Raw genomic sequence first — 22711 nt, forward strand, 5'->3', positions numbered from 1 at the left:
ACGCCCGCCCATGAGCCAAGCCGTTACGGCGCTCCGCCGGACCGAACCGAACGCCGCCCCCGCCGCCCCCATCCCCGTACACGCCGAAGAGGTCGGCGCCTTCCTCGAGCGCGTCGGCGTCAGCTCGTCCGGCGGCCTCTCCGAGGCCGAAGCGCAGAAGCGCCTCGCGGAGCACGGGAAGAACCGCCTGCCCGAGACGAAGAAGAAGAGCGACCTCGTCCGGATCCTCGAGCAGTTCGCGAACCCGCTCGTCCTCACGCTGCTCGCCGCGGCGACGATCGCCGTGGTCGTCGGCTTCACCGCCGACAAGCACGAGAGCTTCCTCCACAGGTTCGGCGACGCGATCGCCATCCTGCTCATCGTCATCCTGAACGCGTTCCTCGGCTACTACCAGGAGCGGCGCGCGGAGGCGGCCCTCGAGGCGCTCCAGAAGCTCAGCGCGCCGAACGCGCGCGTGCGCCGCGGCGGCAAGACCGTGGTCATCGCGGCCGAGGACGTCGCGCCCGGCGACATCCTCGAGCTCGAGGCGGGCGACGCCGTCCCGGCCGACGCGCGGCTCGTGCAGACGATCAGCCTCGCGACCGAGGAGGCGGCGCTGACGGGCGAGAGCGCGGCCGCGGTGAAGGACGCCCTCGCCCCGGTCGCGCGCGACGCGCCGCTCGGCGACCGCGTGACGATGGTCTTCACCGGCACGAGCGTCGTGCGCGGCAAGGGGCGCGCGGTCGTGACCGCGACCGGCGTGAACACCGAGCTCGGCCGCATCGGCGAGATGATCCGCTCGGTCGGCGAGCAGAAGACGCCCCTCGAGGAGCGCCTCGACCGCTTCGGCGCGGTGATCCTGCGGGTGTGCCTGGCGCTCTCCGCGGTGCTCCTCGGCTGGGGGTTCATCCGGGGCGGGCGCCCGTGGCACGAGCTCCTGCTCGAGGGCGTGAGCCTCGCCGTGGCCGCCATCCCCGAGGGGCTGCCCGCGATCACGACGATCACGCTCGCGCTCGGGATGCAGCGCATGGCGAAGCGCGGCGCGATCGTGCGCAAGCTGCCCGCGGTCGAGACGCTCGGCGCCGCGACGATCATCGCGTCGGACAAGACGGGCACGCTCACCCAGAACGAGATGACCGTGCGCAACGTGTACGCGGGCGGCCACCGCTACACCGTGACCGGCGAGGGGTACAACCCGGCCGGCGCGCTGCGCGACGAGGCCGGCGCGGAGGTCGTCGATCTGTCGGCGCCCCTCAGCTACCTGCTCGCGACGGTCGCGCTCTGCAACAACGCCTCGCTGAACGAGGACCAGGCGACGTGCCGCTGGAACATCGTCGGCGACCCGACCGAGGGGGCGCTGCTCACGCTGGCCGCGAAGGGCGGCCAGTCGCGCGAGTCGGTGGCGCCGTCGCACGCGTTCGTGCACGAGCTGCCCTTCGACAGCGACCGCAAGCGGATGACGGTGATCACGCGGGACGAGCGCGGCCGGGAGATCGCGCACGTGAAGGGGAGCGTCGACGTGCTCCTGCCGCTCTGCGTGAAGTTCGCGGACGACAAGAGCGTGCGGGCGCTGACCGACGACGACCGGCGCGCGATCATCGCCGAGGCCGATCGCATGAGCGAGGGCGCGCTGCGCGTGCTCGCGATCTGCCGCCGCGTGCGGGTCAGCCACGACGAGGACGACATCGAGCGCGAGCTCACGTTCCTCGGCCTGGTCGGGATGATGGACCCGCCGCGGCAGGGGGTGAAGGAGGCGGTGGCCGAGTGCCGCCGCGCCGGCATCCGCGCCGTCATGATCACGGGCGACCACCGGCTCACCGCGACGGCGATCGCCAAGGAGATCGGGCTCTGGGACGAGGGCGACGAGGCGCTCAGCGGCGCGGAGCTCGCGGCGATGAGCGACGAGGAGCTCGCGCGGCGGATCATGCACCTGCGCGTCTTCGCCCGGACGACGGCGGAGCAGAAGCTCCGGCTCGTGCGGGCGTTCAAGGCGCACGGCCACATCGTGGCGATGACGGGCGACGGCGTGAACGACGCGCCCGCGCTCCGCGAGGCGCACATCGGCGTGGCGATGGGGCGCGGCGGCACGGACGTGGCGCGGCAGGCGGCGGACCTCGTGCTCGCGGACGACAACTTCGCGACCATCGTCGAGGCGGTGCGCGAGGGGCGCGCCATCTACCGCAACATCCAGAAGTTCATCTTCTTCCTCCTCTCGTCGAACATGGGCCTGCTCGTGGCCGTGTTCGTGGTCTCGTTCTTCGGCAAGTGGCCCCCGCTGACGCCGCTCATGATCCTCTGGATCAACCTCGTGACGAACGGCCTGCCGGCGCTCGCGCTCGGCATCGATCCGCCGGATCCGCAGCTCATGTCCGAGGCGCCGCGGCCGCGCGACGAGGGCCTGCTCGTCAAGCGCGACTACCTCGGGATCCTGTACGTCGGCGCGTTCATGGGGCTCGCGGCCGTGGCGCTCTACGCCACGTCGGAGCAGACCGAGGAGGCGCTGCTCCGCACGCGCGCCGTCGCCTTCTCGCTGCTCGCGCTGTCGCCGCTCTTCCACGCCTGGAGCTGCCGGAGCCCGGTGATCTCGATCTTCGCGTCGAAGCCGCTCGTCAGCCTCCCGCTCCTCGTGGCGGTGGCGGCCAGCGCGGCGATCCACCTGATCGCGCTGCTCGTGCCCGCGCTGCGCCCGGTCTTCCGCACCTACGAGATGTCGCCGAACGAGTGGATGCTCCTGCTCCTGCTCTCGGCGCTCATCGTGCCGGCGGTCGAGATCGCGAAGCTCGTGTACCGCCGGATCCGGCCCGTCGACGCCGGCCCCGCCCGCCTCGCCGCCTCCGCCGGCCCCCGCTGATCCGCCGACCTGGGCCGGCGCCGCCGGCCCCCTCCCCCGCCGCCGCCCTCGGCCGCGGCGGGGCGCTGCTTTCGCGCGCCGGCGGAGCTGGCTCGCCTGGCTGCAGCGGCCGCGGGCCCGCGCGCGGAGCGATCCGGAAACAAAGTGCTCGTGGTAAGAACAAGCGGGCGCGGAGAGGCGTCCAAACCCGAGCTTATGAGACGTAGAACACCTTTCCTCCGTGTGCCGGGGGCGCCTGCCCTCGGTTCCCGCCTCGCCGCGCTCGCGCCGGCCGCCCTCGCCGCCCTCGCGGCCGCGGCGCCCTCCCCCGCCCTCGCCACCGGCGCGCCGATCGCGGCGCCGCTGGTCGAGTCGAAGTGGCTCAAGCTGGACGGGGTCCCGAAGGAGTGGCCGGTGGCGCTCACGACCCTCGGCGTCAAGGTGAAGGGCAAGCCGAGCAAGGCCGACCTCGCCGCGCAGGTGGCCATCGCCTACGACGACGCGCGGGTCTACGTGGCCGCCGACGTGACCGATGACGCGCTGCGCGGCGGCGCGGACCACGTGAAGCTCGTCCTCGGCTTCCCGGGCGGGAAGGTCCAGGAGGTCTCGCTCTACCCGGGCCAGCCGGGCAAGACCCGGGGCATCGTGAAGCTGCCGGGCGGCAAGGAGGCGGCGGGGGCGAAGGTCATCGAGGCGCCGCGGGCCGGCGGGTACACGCTCGAGGCGAGCGTCCCCTGGTCGGCGTTCCCCGAGGCGGCGACGACCAGGGTCGGGCTGCGGGCGGGGCTCTTCGTCCACGACGCCGACGGCGCCGGCGGGGTCGACGCGATCGTCGGCAGCGCCGCCTCGGAGGCGTACGCGTCGCTGTCGCCGCTCGCGACCGAGCCCGAGCTCGCGGTCATCGACGGCCTGCTGAGGAGCAAGGGCATCCGCAGCGCCCCGAAGTACGACCTCGTCGCCGACGTCGCCGGCGACGCGATGCGGGAGCGGGTGACCGTGTACGAGCGGTACCTGGTCGTCCTCGGCCCCGGGTTCCGGAAGGGCGCGCAGTACTACTTCGAGGACCTCGGGGTCGACGCCAGCGAGGGGATGGTCCCGTCGCTCACGGCGCGCGACCTGACGGGCGACGGCCAGGCCGAGCTCATCCTGAGGAAGCGCACCGGCAGCGGCGCCAAGTACCGCGAGGTGATTCACGTGCTGCAGTTCGGCGCCGGCGACACGCCGAGGCCGATCTTCCAGCACGAGATCGCGATCTCGACGGAGAAGGGCTCGGTCGTCAACGACGTCGAGCTCGTTCCCGACGGGGGGAAGATGGCGATCCGCATCGAGCCGGGCAAGGCGACCCGGTACGACGCGAGCAACTACGCGGAGGCGGTGGAGCAGACGTACGACCCGCTGCTCTTGCCGTGGGGGTCGATCAAGTCGCAGCTCTACAAGCTGAATGGGGGGGTGTTCACGAAGGCGAGCGAGGAGCGGCAGGCGCCGGCCGCGGGCGCGCGCCCGGCGGCGGCGAGGGCCGAGGAGCCGCGGGGCGCGGCGAAGCCGGCCGGGCTGTCGCCGGCCGAGATGCTCGACAAGGTGTACGCGCTTTACCGGCGCGACCGCGGCGCCTCGTCGAGCAAGCCGCGGTTCGATCTCGGCGCCGACGTGGCCGGGGGTCGCGAGCCCGAGCGGGTGCTCCTGCACGACCGCGACCTCGTGGTGTTCGGCAAGGGCTTCCGGGGCGGCACGGGGTACGCGTTCATGACGCTGGCGCAGTTCGCCTCTCCGGCCGACATCCGCTCGGTGCGCGCGCTCGATCTCACCGGCGACGGCAAGGCGGAGATCATCGTCCACGGCACCGTCCGCGCGGCGGCGCCCAAGGAGGCGGGCGGCGCGACGGTGGACCGCGACGTGGTGCTCGTCTTCCGGCTCGATGGCGACAGCATCCAGCGGGTGTTCGCGGCCGAGGTCGGGCGCAGCATCGGCGACAAGAAGATCGTCGGCGAGCTCAAGTTCGTGCGCGCGGGCGACAAGGTGGGGATCGAGCTCGCCCCCGGGCGGGCCGTCGAGTGGACGGAGCAGACGTATCCGTTCAACCAGGACAAGGGCCCTGTCGGCGGCTTCGAGCCGCTGCTCCTGCCGTGGGGGGGAGCGCAGCCGGCGCGGTACGTCTGGAATGGGTCGGCCTTCGCCAAGTAGGCGGGCAGCGGGCCTCGCGGGGTCGCATGCCCCCATCGCCCTTCGGGATGCGCGCGCCGCGCCGGCTGCGGAGGGTAACTGCCGCGGTGGATGCGACCGGCGCATCCGCCTCGGCGGTTCATCTCTCGCTCGATCAGCGCGATCGGCGCTCGAGTCGTCGATCGAAGGGGTCGCCTCCGCTCGACAGCTCGCGGGCTTGCCCGCTCACGCGCCCGGAGCCGGGCGCGAGGGCGTACGCGATGCCCGAATCGAGCGTGGACCGCACCAGGATCCCGCCCAGATCCGCCCCGAGCTCCACGAGCGCCCGCGCGATCGCGGGCTGGATCCCCGTCACGAGCACCTGCGCGCCGAGCAGGTTCACCGCCCGCGCCGTCCGCACCAGCGCGCTGGCGACCTGGGTGTCGATGGTCGGCACGCCTGTAACGTCGAGGATCACCATGGAGGCCTGATGGGCGACGATGCCTTCCAGCAGGGTCTCGAGCACCTGCTGCGCCCGGGGCGCGTCGATGTTGCCGACGAGCGGCATCACCACCACGCCGCGCGCGATCGGCAGCAGCGGCGTGGAGAGGGCGCGCAGCCTGGCCTCCTGCAGGCGGATGATCTCGTCCTGGAGCCGCTGAGCCTCGGCCTCGGCCGCTCGGCTCTCGGTGACCTCCACGGAGATGCCGCACACCGCATACAGCCTCCCTCGTGAATCGAGCAGCGGGAACCTCGTGGTCACGAAGTAATGGGTGCGGCCCTCGATCAGGAGCTGCTCCTCCACGACGAGCGGCGCCTCCGTCGCGATGACCTGCCGCTCCGACTGCTCGAGACGCTCGGCGAGCTCCGAGGGCACGACGTCGCGCGCGGCGCGCCCGAGCACCGCCTCGCGGGAGAGGCCCATGAGCCGCTCGAAGTGCCTGTTGACGAGCGCGTAGCGGCCGTCCAGACCCTTGACGTAGACGGCGCTGGGCGCGTGCTCGACGATTGCGGTGACAAATGCCGCGCCGTCCTGGTACGCCTTCTCGGCGCGCATCCTGTCCGTCACGTCGAGGTTGATCCCGATCACGTAGCGCGCGCCGCCCACGTCGGCCCGCGACATCCTGGTCTCGGTCCAGACGGTGCGGTCCTCGGCGCGCTCCAGGCCGGCGTCGGCCGTGTCGTACGGGGTCGGCGCCATGATCACGCATTCGCCGCTCTGGAGCACCCGATCGAAATGGGCGGTGTATCCGCCCGCCACGGCCACCGGATCCTCGTACATGTTGTGCTTGCCGACCATGGCTTCCTTCGACGGCACGGCCAGCATCTCGCGGTTCCGGCGGTTGATGTCCGCCAGGACGCCGTCGGCGCGGTAGAGAGCCGACGGGACGGGCAGATGCTCGAAGACGCCCTGGTACAGGGCCGCCTGCGCCTCCGCGGCCTGGGCGCGCTGCTCCAGCGCCTTGATCTCACGGCGGAGCCGCTCCAGCTCAGCCTGCGTTCCCTCGATATCCACGCGCCCCCCGGGTCATCGTGCCTACACTGTCAGCTCGACCATGGCCGTCGCGCTCACGTCAAGTGTACTCATGATGATATGCCGGACCCTTACATGGTCCGTCCAGCATTGCCAAGCCGATTTGATCCAGTGCTCGGCTGTTGCGGCTGGTGCGTGGCGGCGCTCAAACCTGCGTGGACCTGTGCTCTGACGCGCGCAAGGGAACCCGCGTGCGCCCGATGTAGGCGCGGCGGAGGCTCGCCCGCGCCTGGCGGGCGGGGCCTCTCGCCGCCCCGCGCATCACCGACGGTCCGCCTCGCCCGGTTCATCTCGTTCGGCATTCGCTTCAGCGGCGCCCGTGCCGCCGCGGGCTCGGCGCGCGACGGGGTTCACGGACGCCTCCCTGCGCGCCTCTGCGGCAAGATCCAGGCGAACTCGTGGTACACGCTAGCGGCGGCGGACCGCCGCGCGAGCGGCCGCGGCACGGAAGCGCCCCACGAGGAACAATGTTGCTGGCCGAGATCCAGGGAAAGCTGAAGGGCACGTTTGCCTGTGCGGCGTGCGGCAGCAGCGACGGCGTCCGCCTGGAGGCCGCGAGCGCCATGGAAGACGTGCTCACGTCCAACGTCTTCGGCGCGCTCCGGTACCTCCGCCCGGAGCTCGGCGTGCTCCCCTTGCTCGAGCACCTCGATTTGAGGCTCGATCCCGCGCACTCCCCCCGGTTGACCGCCTGGCCGTCGAACGTCGCGTCGATCGTGGCGCTCGGAGATTGTGAGCTCCGGGACGTCGGCTGTGAGCCGGACGTGGTGCTCGAGGGCCGCGCGGCGCTCGTGCTCGTCGAGGTCAAGCTCGGCGCACCTCTGGGCGCGGATCCGATGCAGCTCCCCAAGGAGTCGATCGTGGCCCACCAGCGCGCGAGCGGGCGGCCATGGCGCCTTCTCTGCGTCACGCCCGGCGCGACCGCGCCTCACCTTCAGGGCTTCCGCGTCGAGGAGGGCCGCCTCGCCAGGGGCCCCGTCGTGCCGCTGGCCGAGGCCGTCGCCTCGTACTTCACCGCGGCGACGATGCTCGGGCCGGTCGCGGACTGGCCACGGGCCTCGGAGGTCAGGGCGAACGTGCGCTGGATGTCGTGGTCGTCGGTGGGCAAGCTGTTGCGAGCGGCCTTCCAGCGCAACGCGGCCGCTCCGCACGAGGAGAACCTGCTCGCTGACGTGCTGGCGCTGCTCCAGATGCGGGGGCTGCTCCGCCCGGACTTTCACGGGTTCACGAGGCTTGAGGCAACGCTGTTCCAGCGGCTCGGCCATCCCCTGTGGCGACGTCCCCGCCCGCGCGCCCGCTCGCTCTGGAGCTTCGCCTGCGCGGCCACTCCCTGGCCGAAGCTCCGCTGGTTGGCCTCCGTTGCCGGACGGGTCGGGCCGCGCGGGTTCGCGGCGCTCCGCCCGCGACCGCTGGCATCATGGCCTGGCGCGATCTGGCGGCAGCGAGATCAACGCGGCAGCGTGCCGAGGAGGAGGTGATCAGCATGGGTGTCGAGCCGGAGAAGATCCAGCAAGCGATGCGCTCCGTGACCGAGGCGCACGAGGTCCTGGCGGAGTTTCACAAGGAGATCGTCGCGTTCTACGGCATCGTCGACGAGCAGCTCGCGGACGCGCATGGCCCCGTGAAGCTCGAGCCGCACATGGATGGCTATATCGTGCGGTACCCGGCCGACAAGCTCAAGGCGCCCCAGGACTGGGTGCCGAAATGGATCGGTCGTTTTTATCGCGATATCGCCGCAGAGAGCGGAGGCGACGACGAGGACGACGCGGCGAAGGCAACGCAGGGCAAAGATGCGGACGAAGGCGAGCTGAACGTCGCGTTCGTCTGGATCGCCGCCCATGCGCCGGCCGACGAGGCGCCCGACTGTTCCACGCCCGAATGCTGGTTCGGCGTCGCCCACCCCGGCGTCGGGAGCGGATTCAAGGACTCCTGGAGCGCGGCTCGGTATGGAGTCTGGTACAAGCTCGATACGTGCTCGGTGCTCCCGGGCAGGTGGGTCGAGGGCGAGTTCTCCGAGTCCGGGAAGTTTGGCAAGGGAGGCCGGTGGCACGCCCGGCGCGTCCCGCTCGTGGAGCTGCTCGACGAGGAGCGCATCCGGTCGCTCGTGACAGACCCGCTGCGAAAGAAATATGCCGAGGTGTTCGCCGCGGGCGGTTGATCCGCCGATCCGGGGCGACTTCCCGCAGTCGTGCCAGGCAGCGGCGCGTAGCGTGAGGAGGCGACGGCGATCCCCCCTTCGGATCACGTGAGCTCTTCCAGCCGAGCGAGCCGTCCGCCGTCGAGCCGCGCCCGGGGGGCTGAAGCCGAATACGCCTCGGTCCCGGCGATGGGTAGGCTTGGCGCATCCGTGGGTCGCTCAGTCGCCCTCCTTCGTTCGCGGCTCGAGGGGCGGATCGAGCGCATCGCCATGGCCCCCGCGCAACACGATCGCGGCGTGCTGGGCTCCGTGCTCGACTGCATTGAGAGGATCCATTCCGTAGGTGGTGAATGGACGCCCATCGAGTTCTACAGTGACAGCCCAAGGCCACTCTTTCTCCGGAGGGTTTCGGGTCGGCTCGTGGATTCGAACCAGGATATCGCGCGGCTCGCCGTCGTCTGGGGTCACCCTGAACGTTAGCTCGATCATCACTTACACCCCTGGCAGTCCGTGCGCACGACGACGCCGCCGATCCGCGCCCCCCAGGTTCGGCATGCGACGAAGACGCCGGCGAAAATGGCCTCCAGCGAGCTCGTCACGTACCCCGGGCAGACGCCACGCCGGACGACGCGCCCTTCCACGCAGCGGGCCCATACAGCCCAGCCTGCGCCGGAAGGACCGAACGAGGCATCGGTGTAGCACATGACCCAGAACCTCGATGCGCATGAGGTGAGTTGTCGTCCCGACATCTCCGGTTCATCGTTCGCTGGGCAGGCAGCAGATCGTCTGCGCCCCCTCGCCCTTCAGCTCGCCGACGCCCATGCCACCCTCCGGGACGCAGCGCCCGGGCTCGTTGACGAGCCACGCCGCGCTCAGGCTCCCGAGCGCGGAACCCGGCACAGGGTCGTGGCAGATCCCTCCCGCCGTCACAAGTATGGCGCTGACGAGCGGAGCGCCGCACACGCGGTCCTGGTACGCGGACACCCTTGCCTCGCACCGGCCCTCCTCGACCGCCTTGCAGGTGCACGGCGTGCAGTCGCGCGTGTCGTTCACCTCGGTGTAGAACACCCCCAACTTCTCCGAGTACGTCGGCCAGGGATTCCCCGGCTCCGCAGGCGCCTCGCACGGGACGTCTTCCCCCGGCAAGCGGCGGCAGTGCCGCCACCCCTCGGGCAGGTGGTCCTGCTGCTGATAGATCATGCAGAGCTGGCCAGGCAGCGCGCACAGGTCATGGACCAGCCGGCTTCTGCATGCGACCGCGACCTCGACCGCAAGCGCATCGCGCGGCACCGGCGCCTCCTCGACCACCGGCGCGCACGGCACCTCGCGGGTCGGACCGATCGCGAGCGAGCCGAGCTGATCCGGCCCCACCCAGCCCGGCGACACGCACGCGCCGTCCCAGCCTTCCGGGGGCGCGAAAGACGTCCATGTCTCCTCGGGCCCCTCCCCGCACATGTACAGCGAGCTCGCGCTCACGTCGGACGGCAGCGCGCAGGACGGCGATGAGCACGCGCACGTGGGGCATTCGTGGCGGTCGCTGGGCAGCGTCCGCCCCCTGAACTTCGCGGGCTCGAAGGCGAGCTGCACCACCTCGCCGGCCGTCCCGGGGACGGCCCAGACGAGATCGTCGCAGGACGGCTCCAGCGGCTCGGCCCCCGTCCAGACGAGCTCCGGCGCGGGCATGCTTTCGGGCGCCTCGGGCACGCACCGGCCCCAGCAGTGGCCGTTGCTCGTGCCGTCGTCGTTGACGATCTCGCAGGCGACCTCCTCCGCACAGCCGTACTCCGCGCCGCCGCCGCATCCGCCCGCCGCCGCCAGGCCGCCCGCGCCGAGGAGCAACAGCCCCGACAGCAAGCCCTGCATGCCTCTCATGATCCTCCCCTCCTCACCATCGCCCTCGCAGCCTACCAGGCGCCGACGACGAGGACGCCCCCGCCCTGCGCGGTCGCGAGCGGCACGGCGCGCACGGCGCTCGTGCCCGGCGCCGGGGCCCACCAGAACGACGAGAGCGCGACCGCGCCGACGACGCCGGCGCTCACGAAGCTTGCCCAGGCTGCGGCCTCGAGCGTGTCGCGCGCGCGGCGCTCGTCGTCCAGCTCCCCGCACGCCGCCTTGTGCTCGTCGTACAGGCACGCCGCCGGCCCGCCCCGCCGCCGGATCGCCTCCTCCAGCGCCGCCGCCTCGTCGCCGCGCGCCGACGCCTCGACCATGAGGCCAGCGCCCAGCGCGACCCCGGCCACCGCCAGCGCGACCCCGCCGATGCGGAACACCGTGCCCGCCGCCGGCCCGCTCGCCGGTGCGGGCGCAGCAGCGGCAGCGGCCCGCACCAGCGCGACCGGCGCCGCAGCCGGCGGCGGGGGCTTGGGCTCCAGGTGAAGGCCGATCATCGACTCCCGGCCGCGCTGCGCCTCGAACGGATAGACCTCGTCGATATATCCATCGAGCCTACCGCGCGCCTCGTGGCGCCCCGGATCCAGGTAAACGAAGTACGTGGCCTGTCCGCGGCCGATCCGGCGGCCGTCGATGAACACCTCGGCCTCGGGCCGGCTCACCGCGACGGTCGCGGACGAGACCTCGCGCTCCGCCCGCAGCAGCCCCTCGGAGAAGCGCCGCCGCGCCGCCGGCGCGAGCGTCTCCGGATACAGCAGCGACGCCCCCAGGTGCTCCGCCGCATCCCGGAACCGCCCGAGCGCGAGCTCGGCGAGGCCCAGCTCCCCCGCGAGCTCCGGCCGCGGATCCGCCTGCCACGCCGCGCGGTACGCCGCCTCGGCTTCCGCCCACCGCCCGGCGCGCCGCGCCCTCTCGCCCCGCGCGAAGGCCTCTTCTGCGTCGGTGGAGCGCGCCGCGGCCGCTCCGGACGGTTCATCATGGCGATCTTCGCCGGCGGACACTGCCGCGAAACTCCACACGGCAGATGCGGCGGCCACCGCGAGGAGCAACCTGCCCGTAAAGCCCATTTCCCCGGCACCCTACGTGGCAGGCTCCATGCGGTCAAGCCGCGTTGGCCCCGAGCGAGCGACGAAATGGCCGCAATCGTCAGGCAATTTTGGTGACCTTCCGGAATGCTCCGCCACCTCGTCCACGGCCAGATGCAGTGAGCGCGCGCACGCGAGCACGACGGGCCTGGTTCGGTTCGGTCCGGCAGGACGTTTTTCAAATGTCGAACACGCGCGCCACGTAACTGGGTTGGTATGGGGAAACCATCTCGCGAGACCGACGACGCTGCCGAGGGATCACCGCTCACGCTGGAGGCGATCATGGCCGAGCACCAGGAGGCCATTCGCCGCTACGTGGAGCGGCAAGGTTTCCATGGCGCGGATCGGGACGACCTGGTCCAGGAGATCTTCCACGGCGCCGCGCGGTCGCTGTCCCGGTTCGATCCCCGCCTCGGCACCGTGCGCGCGTGGCTCCTGCGGATCGCGTTCAACCTCGTCTCTCACGAGCGCGAGCGCGCCCATCGCCGGCACGAGGCCCTGTGGCCGGAGGAGGCGCTGGACGAGCTCTCCAGCGATGCGCCGGACTCCGAGACACGGCTGATCGAGGCGCAACGGAGCGAGATCCTCGCGGAGCTGCTCCTCTCGGTCCCTCCGGCGCGCCGCGAGATCCTTGTCGCGCACGATCTGGAGGAGGCGGCGGTCCAGGACATCGCCGAGGAGCGCGCGCTCCCGCGCAGCACCGTGTGGAACCACCTCCGGCTCGCGCGGCTCAGCCTCGGCGCCGCCGCGCGGCGCTGGCTGGCGCGGAACCGCGGCCGCGGGGCGCTGCTCGCGCCGCTCGCCGTCGCGTTCGGCCTGCGCGAGGCGCGCGCTGCCTCGGGCTCGCTGCGGGAGAGCCCGCTGCACCATGGAGGCGCGCTGCGGCGAGGTCGGCTGCGGCGGCTGCTCGACCGGGCTCGCCGCGCTCTCCGGCGCGCGCCGTCTCCCGGAGAGGCCCGCCGAGCGACGAGGCCGCGGCGCACGTCGCCGGTGGCGCCCGTGACGCCGGTGGCCGTCGGACGATGGGCGGCCCGCGCCGCGCCCGGCGCCGTGGCGGGCGCGCTCGTCCTGCTCGCCCCGGCCGGGGGCGGCGACTTCCCGTTGCCGATCGCCCACGCCGTTGCGCTGCGCTCTCCGCACGCCGCAAAGCCAGCTCCCGCCTGGCCAGCCCAGCACGGCAGCCCCGTCCCCCCGAGCCCGGAGGTGCCCACGAATCCCCTGGGCGCCGGCGCCGTGACTCGCGCCCTCGAGGCCGCGAGCCACAACCGGGCGACCGCGCGGCCTCCGTCCGCGCGTGCTCGGGGCGACGGCGCCCGATCGACGCCCGAGCAGCGGCTGATTCGGCTGGCCATCGCGACGCTCGCCACCGGTCGAACCGTCGATGCGCGGCGCCTGCTCGAGCGGCACCGGCGCGACTTCCCGCGAGGCGCCTACGCAGGAGACCGCGAGGAGCTCCTGCGATGGCTGCGCGCGGACGTCGACGGCCATGGACACGGCCACGGACCGGTGAGCAGCATTCCGCCGCGCTCGCGGTGAGCGGCGCGGCGCGAAGCGCGATGGCGCGACAAGGAGGGTGAAAGAGATCAGCAGCGATGGAGAAGCGAATGGGCGGCTCGGCTGCAGGGCGCCCGATTCGTGCCATCTCGCCCCGGCGAGCCCGCCAGGCATTGCCATGGCCGCCGGCCCTGCCAACATGGCCCCGTTTTGCTCAACCCAAGGAGGCGCCTGTGGCAGACCCCTACATCGATCCTTTCGAGACGAAGATTTACGGCAAGTTCGCGCGCGAGCAGATGGCCGCGGTCCTGATGGGCAAGGTCCCGCCGCTCGACGGCATGGTGGAGTTCGCGATCGGCAAGCAGCTCGTCGCCGATCAGGCGATGTCCGACGTCCTCGATCGCCAGCCCAAGCCCGCGCCGGAGCTCGACAGCGCCGAGGTGCTCGACGAGGCGCGGGACGTCATCGTGCGGTTCGGCGCGTACCTCGACTCGCTGAAAGGGAGGCCGGTCGATCCCAAGGTGTTCTTCCGCGGCGAGATGCCGAGCGTCCTCGCGCGCCGGCGGATCACGAAGCTCACCGCCGCGGTCGGGCACATCGCCGACGAGCTCGAGCGGCAGCGCGAGAAGGTCCGCGGCGCGGACATGTGGCTGGCCGAGCTCCGGGAGGTGCACGAGAGGCTCGGGATCGTGGAGCGGCAGCAGCGCGCCACGCGGGTCGAGCGGGTCGAGCTCGGCCCCGAGGTGTCGACCGCGCGCGACGCCTGGCTGGGTGTCTACACCGCCAACAAGAACCTCGTGCGCGGGCTGCTCGCCCACCTCGGCAAGCCCGAGCTCCTGCCGCTCATCTTCGACGACCTCGCCGAGATCCACCGCACGAGCGGCGTGAGCGACGCGCTCCCGCCCGGCCAGCCGGCCGCGCCGCCCCCGCCGGCGGCCGGGCCGGCGGGCCAGGCGGAGCCCTCGCCGGACGCGTGAGCCCACGGCCCGCTGCAAGGCTTGATGCAAACCTTGCAGCGGGCGACTCGGTCGCCGAGTCGGCCGTTTCAAGGCTTGAGACGGCCGACTCGGGGGCCCAGCGGGGCGGATCAAGGCTTGAGACGGGCGGCTGGGCGGCCGGGAGAGCCGTTTCAAGCCTTGAAATCGCCGGCTGGGCGGCCAGGTCGGCCGTCTCAAGCCTTGAAGCGGCTGACGGCGCGCCAGAGCGTCCCGCAGCGCGGTGAGCAGCACCGGCGAGGCCGCCTCCACGCTCGCGCCGTCGCCGCGCGGGTCGCTCTCGGCTACGCTCCGCGCGCCGGGGGGGGCTGCGCCTCGGCACACGAAGGAGACCCTCTTGGGACCACATTCCCGCGAGTCCGAGGTGGACGCGCTCCCCGAGACGCCCGCCGTGCCGCGCGCCTACGCCTGGCTGGTCTTTGCCTTGAGCTTCGGCCTGCTGCTGTCCGACTACATGTCGCGGCAGGTCCTGAACGCGGTCTTCCCGTCGCTGAAGCTGGAGTGGGGCCTGTCCGATACCGAGATGGGGGCCCTGAGCGGCGTCGTGGCGCTGACGGTCGGTCTGCTCACCATTCCGCTGTCGTTGCTGGCCGATCGCCTGGGCCGCGTCCGGAGCCTGACCCTCATGGCGACGCTGTGGAGCGTGGCGACGCTGGGGTGCGCGATGTCGGCCGACTTCGGCGAGATGCTCGTCGCTCGTTTCATGGTCGGCGTCGGGGAGGCCGCCTATGGCAGCGTCGGTCTCGCCGTGGTGCTGTCGGTGTTCCCGCGCCACCAGCGGGCCAGCCTGAGCGGCGCCTTCCTGGCCGGCGGCGCCTTCGGCGCCGTGCTGGGCATGGCGCTCGGCGGCCACGTGGCGGCGAGGCTGGGCTGGCGCTGGTCGTTCGGCGTCATGGCCCTGTTCGGCCTCGTCCTCGCCGCGATCTACCGCTTCGCCATCACCGAACAACGGTTGCGACCAGCGCAGGAGGAGGGCCAGCGCGCCGCCGTCGCGCGGCCCCCCGTGCGCCAGCCGATGGCGCTCCGCTCGATGCTGAAGGCGCTGTTTCCGACGCTCTCGATCGTCTGTGTCTATGTGGGCAGCGGTCTGCACCTGTTCGTCATGGGGGCCGTGCTGGCCTGGATGCCCAGCTACCTGAACCGTTATTACGGCATGACGGTCGATCGGGCGGGCGCCGCCGCGGCCGTCTTCGTCCTGGTCGGCGGCGCCGGCATGATCGCCTGCGGTGTGCTGACCGATCGGCTGAGCCGCGGCCAGCCGGCTCGCCCGTGGCGGATGGCGCTCGCCTACGGACTGACCTGTTGCACCTTGCTCGGCGTGGCTTTCCGGCTCGAAGCAGGCCGCATGCAGCTGGTGCTCATCGGGACCGGGACGTTGTTCGCCGGGGGCACGGCCGGCCCGGCCAGCGCCATGGTCGCCGGCATGACCCGGGCGTCGGTCCACGCGACCGCGTTCGCGACGCTGGCGCTGGCCAACAACCTGCTCGGCCTGGCCCCGGGGCCGCTCGTGACCGGCGTCCTGGCCGACCGGATCGGCCTCCTCGGCGCCCTGCAGGTCGCCCCGCTGGTCGCGCTCGCGGCCGCGCTGGCCTTTGCCCTGGGCCGACAGCATTCTGGAGCCCGGCGCCACGCGGGCGCGGCGGTGCTGCGATGAGCTCGCCCCCGAGCGTCCCCCGGAGAGCCGAGGGCGTGGGCGCCGGCGGCACCCGGCCGCGGCCTCCCCGCTTCAGGCAGGGTCGAGCCGCTGCGGCCCGCGCCCGACCGTGCCGTTGACGTCGAAGTACTCGCACTGGCTGGGGTCGAGCGCGGACTCGGCCGCGCCGACTTGCTCGTCGGTGACCGCGCCGGAGCACCCGGCGGCCAGGTGGACGAAGCTGGCGCAGACGGCGGGAACAAGGGAGGCGATCTTGATGTAATTCGTTTTCTTTATGCGATCTCCTCGGCTACGACGCAAGGCGGCTCATCTGGCGCGTTCCCCCTGAACGCAAAGGGAAACAGACAATCGAGTCGCCCCCCTCAGGCAACGAGCGCCTGGCGGGCCCCTGCACTCTTCTGCGTTTTCCGCACAGGAGCCTTCGTTCGCCGTACGGGTAGTTCCCGGCGAGCGCCGCGGCGTCCTGCGGCGAGCCCGCTGGTAGAGGATGCGAATCACAGGTTATTCACAGTGAAACAACCTGACGGCTCACGGCGCGGACGTTTTACGCTGCGGCCATGGCATACGCCTCCGCCCCGTCAAGAGGGCAACGCAGGGCCCGCGACGAATCGCGCCTCGCCCGGCCAGAAGCATGCGGACAAACACGCTGTCGACGGTCTCGTCAGGGCGTTCACGGTCGCCTGGGAAGGTGAGGGTCGCGCTCCTCGGCTGAGACATTCAGGCAGCAGCAGCGGAGCGCGATTGGGCCCGTGGGCGGCCCTTGTCCGGTACCGCGGCGCGCGCGAGCTCGGGCAAACGGGACAATGAGTCGGCGTGCCCTGATTCCGGAGCGATTTCAGCACGGGAGCCGGTGGCTCGTGCGGCGGCGGGCGCGAAACGCGAAAGACGCGCAGTGGCATGCCTCGACATCACCTCCGCAAGCGGCGTAATCACACTGGCATCGGTCTTGAATTGTTGAAGTGCGTGACCTGAGGCTTGTCCAGCCAGCGCAGGCTCGGCATCGCGCGGCACCCTCGCTTGAACATCAACAGAGGACAAACCATGCGCCATCTCAAGAGCTCTCTTCTCGGCTATCTGGCTTTCCCTGCTTTCTCCACCCTGCTGGTCGCGAGCTGCACCAGCGCCGACCCCTCCGCGACCGGCGGCGATCATGACGACGAGGCCGTGGGCGAAGCCCATGGCGCGCTCACCCCCAATCATTGCGACGACTTTGACGTCAACGGCACGATCCTGATGTGCCACAGGAACGGCTCCACGACGTACCCCTACACGATCCTCAAGATCAACCTGTTGTGCCTCCCCGCGCACTTGCTGCATCTCGGCGACTACATCGCCCTGGGCGACCCCACCTGCCACGGCGACGGCTGCCTCCCGGAGGGCGCGCCCTGCGACGCCACGGTGCCGTGCTGCGACGGCACGCAGTGCATCAACGGCACCTGCCAGGACCCGTGCGCGGGCGTGACCTGCGCGGCGTCCGACCAGTGCCACGCGGCCGGCACCTGCGACCCGCAGACCGGGCTCTGCTCGAACCCCGTCGCCCCTGACGGCACCGGCTGCGACGACGGCGACGCCTGCACGCAGATCGACACATGCCAGGCCGGCACCTGCACCAGCGACAACCCGGTCACCTGCACCGCGAGCGACGAGTGCCACGTGGCCGGCTCCTGCGACGCCTCCAGCGGCGTCTGCTCCAACCCCAACGCCCCGGATGGGATCTACTGCAGCACGGGGATCTGCCAGGCCGGGGCATGTTACATGCCCACCCTGAGCTTCCAGGCGCATCAGGACTACGCCGGCTTCAACCGCCCCCAGGGCGTGGTGACGGGGGACGTCAACGGCGACGGCAAGCCCGACCTCATCGTGATCAACGTCAGCAGTGCCAGCGCGAGCGTGCTGCTGGGCAACGGCGACGGCACCCTCACGGCCGCCGCCCCCGTCGGCGGCATCGGCACGAACCCCGGCGGCGTGGCGCTGGGGGACCTCGACGGCGACGGCAAGCTCGATCTCCTCGTCGGGGGCTTCAACGTCCCCGGCACCGGCGGCCTCCGGGTGCTGCTGGGCAACGGCGACGGCACCTTCCAGACCCCCGTCCTTTATGCCGTGGGCAACCAACCGACCGCCGCGCAGGTGGCGGACTTCAACGGCGACGGCAAGCTCGACGTCGTCACGGCCAACTTCGTCGGCAGCAGCCTGAGCGTGCTGCTGGGCAACGGCGACGGCACCCTCCAGCCCGCCGTCGACTACGCCGACCCCGTCAACGCCCGCACCCCCAACGACGTGGCGGTGGCGGACGTCAACGGTGACGGCAAGCTCGATCTCGTCTCGGCCAACTTCAACAGCAGCAACCTGAGCGTGTGGCTCGGCAACGGCGACGGCACTTTCCAGTCCGTCCTCCTCTACGCCTCCGGCGGCACCGGCACCGGAGCCGTGGCGGTGGGGGACCTCAACGGCGACGGCAAGCCCGACATCGCCGCGGCCCACCAGAACTCTGCCGACGTGACCTTGCTGCTGGGCAACGGCGACGGCACCTTCCAGGCCCCCGTCGTTCATCCCGTCGGCGGCGGTTTTCTCCTCGACGTAGCGATCGCGGATCTCAACGGCGATCTCAGGCCCGATATCGCCACGACCAGCTTCAACAACCGCGCGGTGGGCGTGCTGCTGGGCGACGGGGCCGGCGCCTTCCAGCCCGTCACCTTCGTCTCCACCGGCAACAACAGGCCTTATGGCCTGGCGGAGGTGGACCTCAACGGCGACGGCAAGCTCGACATCGCCACGACCAACTTCCTCGACAACAACGTGAGCGTGCTGATCAACCAGTCGTTCTAGTTGGGATGGCCTTGCAAAGTGGACGCCGCGCAGCGCTGTACGAGCCTGCGCGGCGCTCCGTGAGGCGACCGTGCGTCGAGGCACGGTCGCCGTTCTACTCGGCACGACATCCGTACCTGCCAATGACTGTACGCGCCTCCGGAGTGGCTCAGGCAGCCTTGGCCTCCTCGGCCGCCGGCACCCCCGTTGCCTGCGCCCGGCGGAAGTGAAGCCCTGGAGCTGCGGTCGCGGGGGCTCGTGACCGCGGTCGTGTTGACCGCCGCCTGCAAGCTCCGCATGGACGAGCCGCCGCCGCCGGCTCGCCTCGACCGTCTCCCCGCTTCAGCCGAGCCCTGCGAGCGCGAGCGCCTCCACGAGGTCGTCGACCAGGGCCTGGTCCGCGGTCACGCGGCGGACGACGGCCCGGGGATCCCGCGCGACCTCGGGCAGGATGGCGGCGAGGTCGCGGCCGGCGGCGCGGGCGTCGGCGACGCGGCCGAGGCGGGCCAGGACAACGGCGCGGTCGAGCGCGCTCCAGGCGAGGTTGGGGGTGGTGATGGCCTCGGCCTCGATGAGGGCAGCCGCGTAGTCGCCGCGGCGACAGGCGTCGAGCGCGAGGGCGTGGTGGACGGTGCCGGGATAACGCTTCGTCAAGCTCCGATGCTTGCGGAGGATGGCAGTGCCGCGCTCCCAGTCGCCGGAGAGCGCGAGGAGGAAGCCCGTGAACATGAGCGGCCCGCCGAGCTTCAGGGCGACCTTGGCCGCGGCCTGCGCCCCCGGGCCGTCGCCGGCGTCGAGCAGCACGAACGCGAGCACCTGGTGGGGGTTGGCCAGCTTGGGCTCCAGCGCCACGGCCCGGCGCGCATGATCGGCGGACCGGCAACGGTCGTGATCCCTGCCGGCGGCCGTCCACGACGAGAGCACATGAAGAAACGAGGAATAGGCCAGCAGCACCCCGTCATCGGGGTCGCGCTCGAGGAAGCGCGCGCAGTGGTCCGCGAGCTCGGCTTGCAGGCGGCCATCGAAGGTGGCGAGCCACCGGGGGAAGCGCAGGAGCACTTCGTACGCCGAGCGCGGAGGGTGGACGCAGCGCTCCTCGGCCTCGATGGCATGGACGGCGCCGAGGGGCAGCGCGACGAGCAAGGTGGTGATGTCGCGCGCGATCTCGTCCTCGACCGCGAACAGGCGGTTGTCGACGTCGGAGCGGTCGAACGTCTTGCTCCACACCTGGATTCCGCGCGTCGTGTCGTGGAGCTTGACCGCCACGCGGAGCGCGCCGGGGATGAGGCGCACGCTCCCCTCGACCACGTAGCGCGCGCCCCGCGCCTCGGCCTCTTCCAGGGTGGCGGCGCGCGAGAGCACGCGCACGCGGGGGGCGCGAACGAAGAGGTCGCCGAGCCGGTCCGTCAGGCCGTGGGCGATGGCGCGGCTCCGCGTGCCGGTCGAGCCCGGCACCGGCGGCTCGCTCTCCGACCCATCCGCGTTCAAGGAGGCGGAGACGGCGGTGATCGAGGCAAAGGGGAGGATCGCGATGACGGGCCCGTCGGCGTTGGCCGGGAACCGCGGCCCTCGGGGGGACGGTGGGCCCGGCCGGTCGGAGGGCGGCGAATCGATCGAAGGCCGCCGGGGGACGGTCGGTTGGGCGGGGTCGGGCGCGGCCGGCCCCGCGGCGAAGACGGGGGCGTAGCGGCCGCGCGGCAGCTCGATGCGCACCGCCGTGGCGCGGTTCGCGGCGTAGTAGCGCTCGAGGGCGCGCCGGAGCTTGCTCATCTCGACGCGCACGATCGAGTCCTCGGTGGAGTCGAAGCCCTCGGGCCGATCGAAGATGCGCGTGGCGAGGAGAGGCGCGCGCAGCTCGGCGCCGCGCCCCGCGAGCACCTCGCCGACCAGGAAGTGGAGCAGCCGGATCTGCCGCGCGGACCCGCCGAACACCGGGCTCGTCACCACCCGATCCAGCTCGGCCACGATGGCCGCGCGCAGTTCGGTCTGCGGAGAACTTTCCATTTACGTCAGCATGCTCACCCAGGTGCCCCTCCGGATGCAACAGCGTGAATCGCACCGCTCTCCCCTCCCGGAGGAGAGCGTGTGGCCTTGCCCAACGTCGGGCCGTTCCGCCGCGGAATGCGCGAGGATCGGCGCGAGCCGCGGACCGGGCGATGTGATTCACAGCGAATTCACGGTAAAAACGCGTGTGGGGCCGCTGCGCTGAGGTTTACCGTGCGCGGTCAGGGCACACGCGCCTCCGCCCCGTCGGGGGGGCAACGCGGGGCCTGCGACGGATCGCACCGGGGGCGGCGTCCCTGCCGGGGGGCCGCCAGGGATGACCTCTCCATCATGAGCACATCGAGCTTCCTCAGAGGCGCGTCCGCGCTCGCCCTCGCGGCGCTGGGCCTCGCCGCATGTACCGCGCCGGCCGCTCCGGAGTCGACGGACCGGGGGCGCGCTCCCGCGCGAGGCGCGCGAGGCCATGGGCGAGGTGCGTGAGGCGGCCGTCGCGACGCTCGGGGGCATCGGCGCGGATCTGGCCCGCTGGGGCGTCGATCCGGTCGCGCTCTTCGACGCCGCGCTCCGCGAGACGCAGCCCGCGCTGTCGCCCTCGCTGCTCGGCTAGGCGCAGCTCCCGAGATCCCGAACTCCGTGCTTCTTCACTGTCCGTCCAGCCGGTGCACGGCGTGACTGGATGAAGGTTTCAATACAAAGGAGCGTTCAACGATGCGCATCTCTCGAATTCACCTTGCAGCCACGGCGCTCGCCGCAGCGCTCGGAGGGCTCTTCGCCGGCGCCGGGGGCGCCTTCGCGGAGGGCAACGACTTCGCCGGGGCCTACGTGGCGAGCCTCCCGGAGCGCGCGGAGATCATGCACCTTCACCGGGACGGCACGGCCGGGATGACCCTCTCGGATCAGGTCACGTTCGGCGCCGGCGGGTTCACGTTCAGCGACAGCCTGGGCTCCTGGAGGCGCGCGGGGAGCCATACGGTCTCCGTGCGCATGCTCAACCTCAACTTCGATCTGACCGGCGCAGCGCCCGCGTTCTCCGGGATCGCCGTCGTCGACTACGTCCTGGTGTTCGCGCCGGACAAGGAGACGTTCACGGCGAGCTGTCAGGGCAAGATCTTCGCCACGGGCGTCGACCCGCTCGATCCAGGCGTCACCCCGGTCACGGAGTTCGACTGTGCATACCTGAATGGATATCTCTACCATCGGTCGCCGGCGCCGTAGCTCCCCGCACCGAAAAGGCTTCCGGTGGCGTCACCGCCGTGGGACAAGAAATCGGTTTTCCGTGCTCGTTTGAACGGACCTGTCGCGGCGTACTGGCGCGAGGACGCGCCGAGAGCACGTGGCGCCGGTCCATGGAGAAGGATCGAAACCGGTATGCGCAAAAGGCTTCTGTTCGCTCTCTCGCTGCTCCCGCTCGCGGCCCTCGGGCTCGCGCTCCTGCCGGCGCCCACACTGGCCGGCGGCTTCCCCCGCAGCTGCGCAGGGACCTACCTGATCTCGGAAGCGGGCGGGGCCAGGGATTTCTGGACGTTCGCGGCTGACGGGACCTTCTTCGGGACCACCTCGACGCAGCCCCTCTACAATTTCTCCAACCAGCAGGGCAGCTGGGAGAAGGTCGGTCACGACGGCGCTCGGGGCGCCCTGTTCGCCTTCGTCTACAGCGAGGACAACACCCTGATGACGACGGCCCGGATCGATATCGTCCTCGACACGGTCGGTCAGGGCTGCGACGAGATCGCCGGCTCTCTCGTCGTGCGCACCTTCGAGGACGGGGAAGATCCGCTCGATCCTTCGAGCGACACCGGCGATCCCATCGCCTCCGACACCTTCACCGGCCGGCGCGCGACGGCGAGCCCCTGACGGCCTCCGCGCGTGCGGGCGTGTCGAGGGCGGAGGAGCGCGCAGGCGCGGTGATCGCGGCAGGGCCGCGGCGGGCCACCGCATGACCGTGGGCGATCGCGACCCGACCTTGATCGCTCGATCGCAGCGGGATCGTGCGGATCCCGTTCGAGGACATGCCAAGAGCAAGTTCGCCCGTACACGAACGGTACCGCCCGTAGACCAACGGTATCGCCTGTATACACACGGCAGCCCCTGTCCACGAACGGCAGCGCCTGTCCACGAACGGCAGCGCCTGTCCACTAACGACAAGAATGTGTGCCAGGACCATT

At 71.7% G+C, this 22711-nt stretch carries 16 protein-coding genes; 11 read left to right on the plus strand and 5 right to left on the minus strand.

Features of this window, described 5'->3' with window-relative positions; translation table 11 throughout:
• Positions 1-10: 10 nt before the first annotated feature.
• Positions 11-2830: a cation-translocating P-type ATPase gene (locus WMF20_RS32400; protein WP_437605724.1), complete on the plus strand. Its 2820-nt coding sequence runs from the start codon at positions 11-13 to the stop codon at positions 2828-2830.
• A 195-nt stretch (positions 2831-3025) separates the two neighbouring features.
• A complete protein-coding gene (locus WMF20_RS32405; RefSeq protein WP_437605725.1) occupies positions 3026-4990 on the plus strand; it encodes a hypothetical protein in 1965 nt (654 codons plus the stop codon).
• A 133-nt stretch (positions 4991-5123) separates the two neighbouring features.
• Here the strand turns inward: WMF20_RS32405 and WMF20_RS32410 are convergent, their stop codons facing one another.
• Positions 5124-6464: a PAS domain-containing protein gene (locus WMF20_RS32410; RefSeq protein WP_437605726.1), complete on the minus strand. Its 1341-nt coding sequence runs from the start codon at positions 6462-6464 to the stop codon at positions 5124-5126.
• Positions 6465-6949: 485 nt separating this feature from the next.
• Between WMF20_RS32410 and WMF20_RS32415 the strand changes: the two genes are divergently transcribed.
• Entirely contained in the window at positions 6950-7960 is a 1011-nt protein-coding gene (locus WMF20_RS32415; protein ID WP_437605727.1) for a hypothetical protein, read from the plus strand.
• A gap of 5 nt (positions 7961-7965) precedes the next feature.
• Positions 7966-8640 (plus strand): hypothetical protein, encoded by a 675-nt coding sequence (locus tag WMF20_RS32420; RefSeq protein ID WP_437605728.1) that lies wholly within the window; start codon positions 7966-7968, stop codon positions 8638-8640.
• 735 nt (positions 8641-9375) lie between these two features.
• On the opposite strand, the gene WMF20_RS32425 is transcribed toward WMF20_RS32420, so the two are convergent.
• Positions 9376-10491, minus strand: coding sequence for a hypothetical protein (locus tag WMF20_RS32425; protein WP_437605729.1), 1116 nt, complete (start codon positions 10489-10491; stop codon positions 9376-9378).
• A 32-nt stretch (positions 10492-10523) separates the two neighbouring features.
• Entirely contained in the window at positions 10524-11510 is a 987-nt protein-coding gene (locus WMF20_RS32430) for a hypothetical protein (protein ID WP_437605730.1), read from the minus strand.
• Between the two features lie 300 nt (positions 11511-11810).
• Between WMF20_RS32430 and WMF20_RS32435 the strand changes: the two genes are divergently transcribed.
• From WMF20_RS32435 to WMF20_RS32445, 3 genes are all read left to right on the plus strand, one after another.
• The gene (locus WMF20_RS32435) at positions 11811-13130 is read left to right on the plus strand and encodes an RNA polymerase sigma factor (protein WP_437605731.1); all 1320 of its coding nucleotides are present in this window, start codon (positions 11811-11813) and stop codon (positions 13128-13130) included.
• Positions 13131-13321: 191 nt separating this feature from the next.
• Complete coding sequence (locus WMF20_RS32440) at positions 13322-14065, plus strand: hypothetical protein (protein WP_437605732.1); 744 nt, start codon at positions 13322-13324, stop codon at positions 14063-14065.
• A 355-nt stretch (positions 14066-14420) separates the two neighbouring features.
• A complete protein-coding gene (locus WMF20_RS32445) occupies positions 14421-15737 on the plus strand; it encodes an MFS transporter (RefSeq protein ID WP_437617196.1) in 1317 nt (438 codons plus the stop codon).
• A 72-nt stretch (positions 15738-15809) separates the two neighbouring features.
• Here the strand turns inward: WMF20_RS32445 and WMF20_RS32450 are convergent, their stop codons facing one another.
• Positions 15810-16037, minus strand: coding sequence for a hypothetical protein (locus WMF20_RS32450; RefSeq protein WP_437605733.1), 228 nt, complete (start codon positions 16035-16037; stop codon positions 15810-15812).
• A gap of 741 nt (positions 16038-16778) precedes the next feature.
• Between WMF20_RS32450 and WMF20_RS32455 the strand changes: the two genes are divergently transcribed.
• Positions 16779-18563, plus strand: coding sequence for an FG-GAP-like repeat-containing protein (locus tag WMF20_RS32455; RefSeq protein ID WP_437605734.1), 1785 nt, complete (start codon positions 16779-16781; stop codon positions 18561-18563).
• 321 nt (positions 18564-18884) lie between these two features.
• Here the strand turns inward: WMF20_RS32455 and WMF20_RS32460 are convergent, their stop codons facing one another.
• On the minus strand, positions 18885-20546 hold the full coding sequence (locus tag WMF20_RS32460) for a hypothetical protein (protein ID WP_437605735.1): 1662 nt from the start codon (positions 20544-20546) through the stop codon (positions 18885-18887).
• 463 nt (positions 20547-21009) lie between these two features.
• Here WMF20_RS32460 and WMF20_RS32465 point away from each other — a divergent pair, with 463 nt between their 5' ends.
• From WMF20_RS32465 to WMF20_RS32475, 3 genes are all read left to right on the plus strand, one after another.
• Positions 21010-21153: a hypothetical protein gene (locus WMF20_RS32465; RefSeq protein WP_437605736.1), complete on the plus strand. Its 144-nt coding sequence runs from the start codon at positions 21010-21012 to the stop codon at positions 21151-21153.
• Positions 21154-21254: 101 nt separating this feature from the next.
• Positions 21255-21761, plus strand: a complete 507-nt coding sequence (locus WMF20_RS32470) for a hypothetical protein (RefSeq protein ID WP_129577994.1) — start codon at positions 21255-21257, stop codon at positions 21759-21761.
• Between the two features lie 153 nt (positions 21762-21914).
• Positions 21915-22400, plus strand: a complete 486-nt coding sequence (locus WMF20_RS32475) for a hypothetical protein (RefSeq protein WP_437605737.1) — start codon at positions 21915-21917, stop codon at positions 22398-22400.
• The last annotated feature ends 311 nt before the right edge of the window (positions 22401-22711 follow it).

Source organism: Sorangium sp. So ce834, from assembly GCF_051521425.1.
Taxonomy (GTDB): domain Bacteria; phylum Myxococcota_A; class Polyangia; order Polyangiales; family Polyangiaceae; genus Sorangium; species Sorangium cellulosum_D.

Excerpts from the sequence above, each read along its gene's own strand:
- WMF20_RS32400 (WP_437605724.1), top strand. The coding sequence starts at position 11 with ATGAGCCAAGCCGTTACGGCGCTCCGCCGGACCGAACCGAACGCCGCC.
- WMF20_RS32405 (WP_437605725.1), top strand. The coding sequence starts at position 3,026 with ATGAGACGTAGAACACCTTTCCTCCGTGTGCCGGGGGCGCCTGCCCTC.
- WMF20_RS32415 (WP_437605727.1), top strand. The coding sequence starts at position 6,950 with ATGTTGCTGGCCGAGATCCAGGGAAAGCTGAAGGGCACGTTTGCCTGT.
- WMF20_RS32420 (WP_437605728.1), top strand. The coding sequence starts at position 7,966 with ATGGGTGTCGAGCCGGAGAAGATCCAGCAAGCGATGCGCTCCGTGACC.
- WMF20_RS32425 (WP_437605729.1), bottom strand. The coding sequence starts at position 10,491 with ATGAGAGGCATGCAGGGCTTGCTGTCGGGGCTGTTGCTCCTCGGCGCG.
- WMF20_RS32435 (WP_437605731.1), top strand. The coding sequence starts at position 11,811 with ATGGGGAAACCATCTCGCGAGACCGACGACGCTGCCGAGGGATCACCG.
- WMF20_RS32455 (WP_437605734.1), top strand. The coding sequence starts at position 16,779 with ATGCGCCATCTCAAGAGCTCTCTTCTCGGCTATCTGGCTTTCCCTGCT.
- WMF20_RS32460 (WP_437605735.1), bottom strand. The coding sequence starts at position 20,546 with ATGGAAAGTTCTCCGCAGACCGAACTGCGCGCGGCCATCGTGGCCGAG.
- WMF20_RS32465 (WP_437605736.1), top strand. The coding sequence starts at position 21,010 with ATGGGCGAGGTGCGTGAGGCGGCCGTCGCGACGCTCGGGGGCATCGGC.
- WMF20_RS32470 (WP_129577994.1), top strand. The coding sequence starts at position 21,255 with ATGCGCATCTCTCGAATTCACCTTGCAGCCACGGCGCTCGCCGCAGCG.
- WMF20_RS32475 (WP_437605737.1), top strand. The coding sequence starts at position 21,915 with ATGCGCAAAAGGCTTCTGTTCGCTCTCTCGCTGCTCCCGCTCGCGGCC.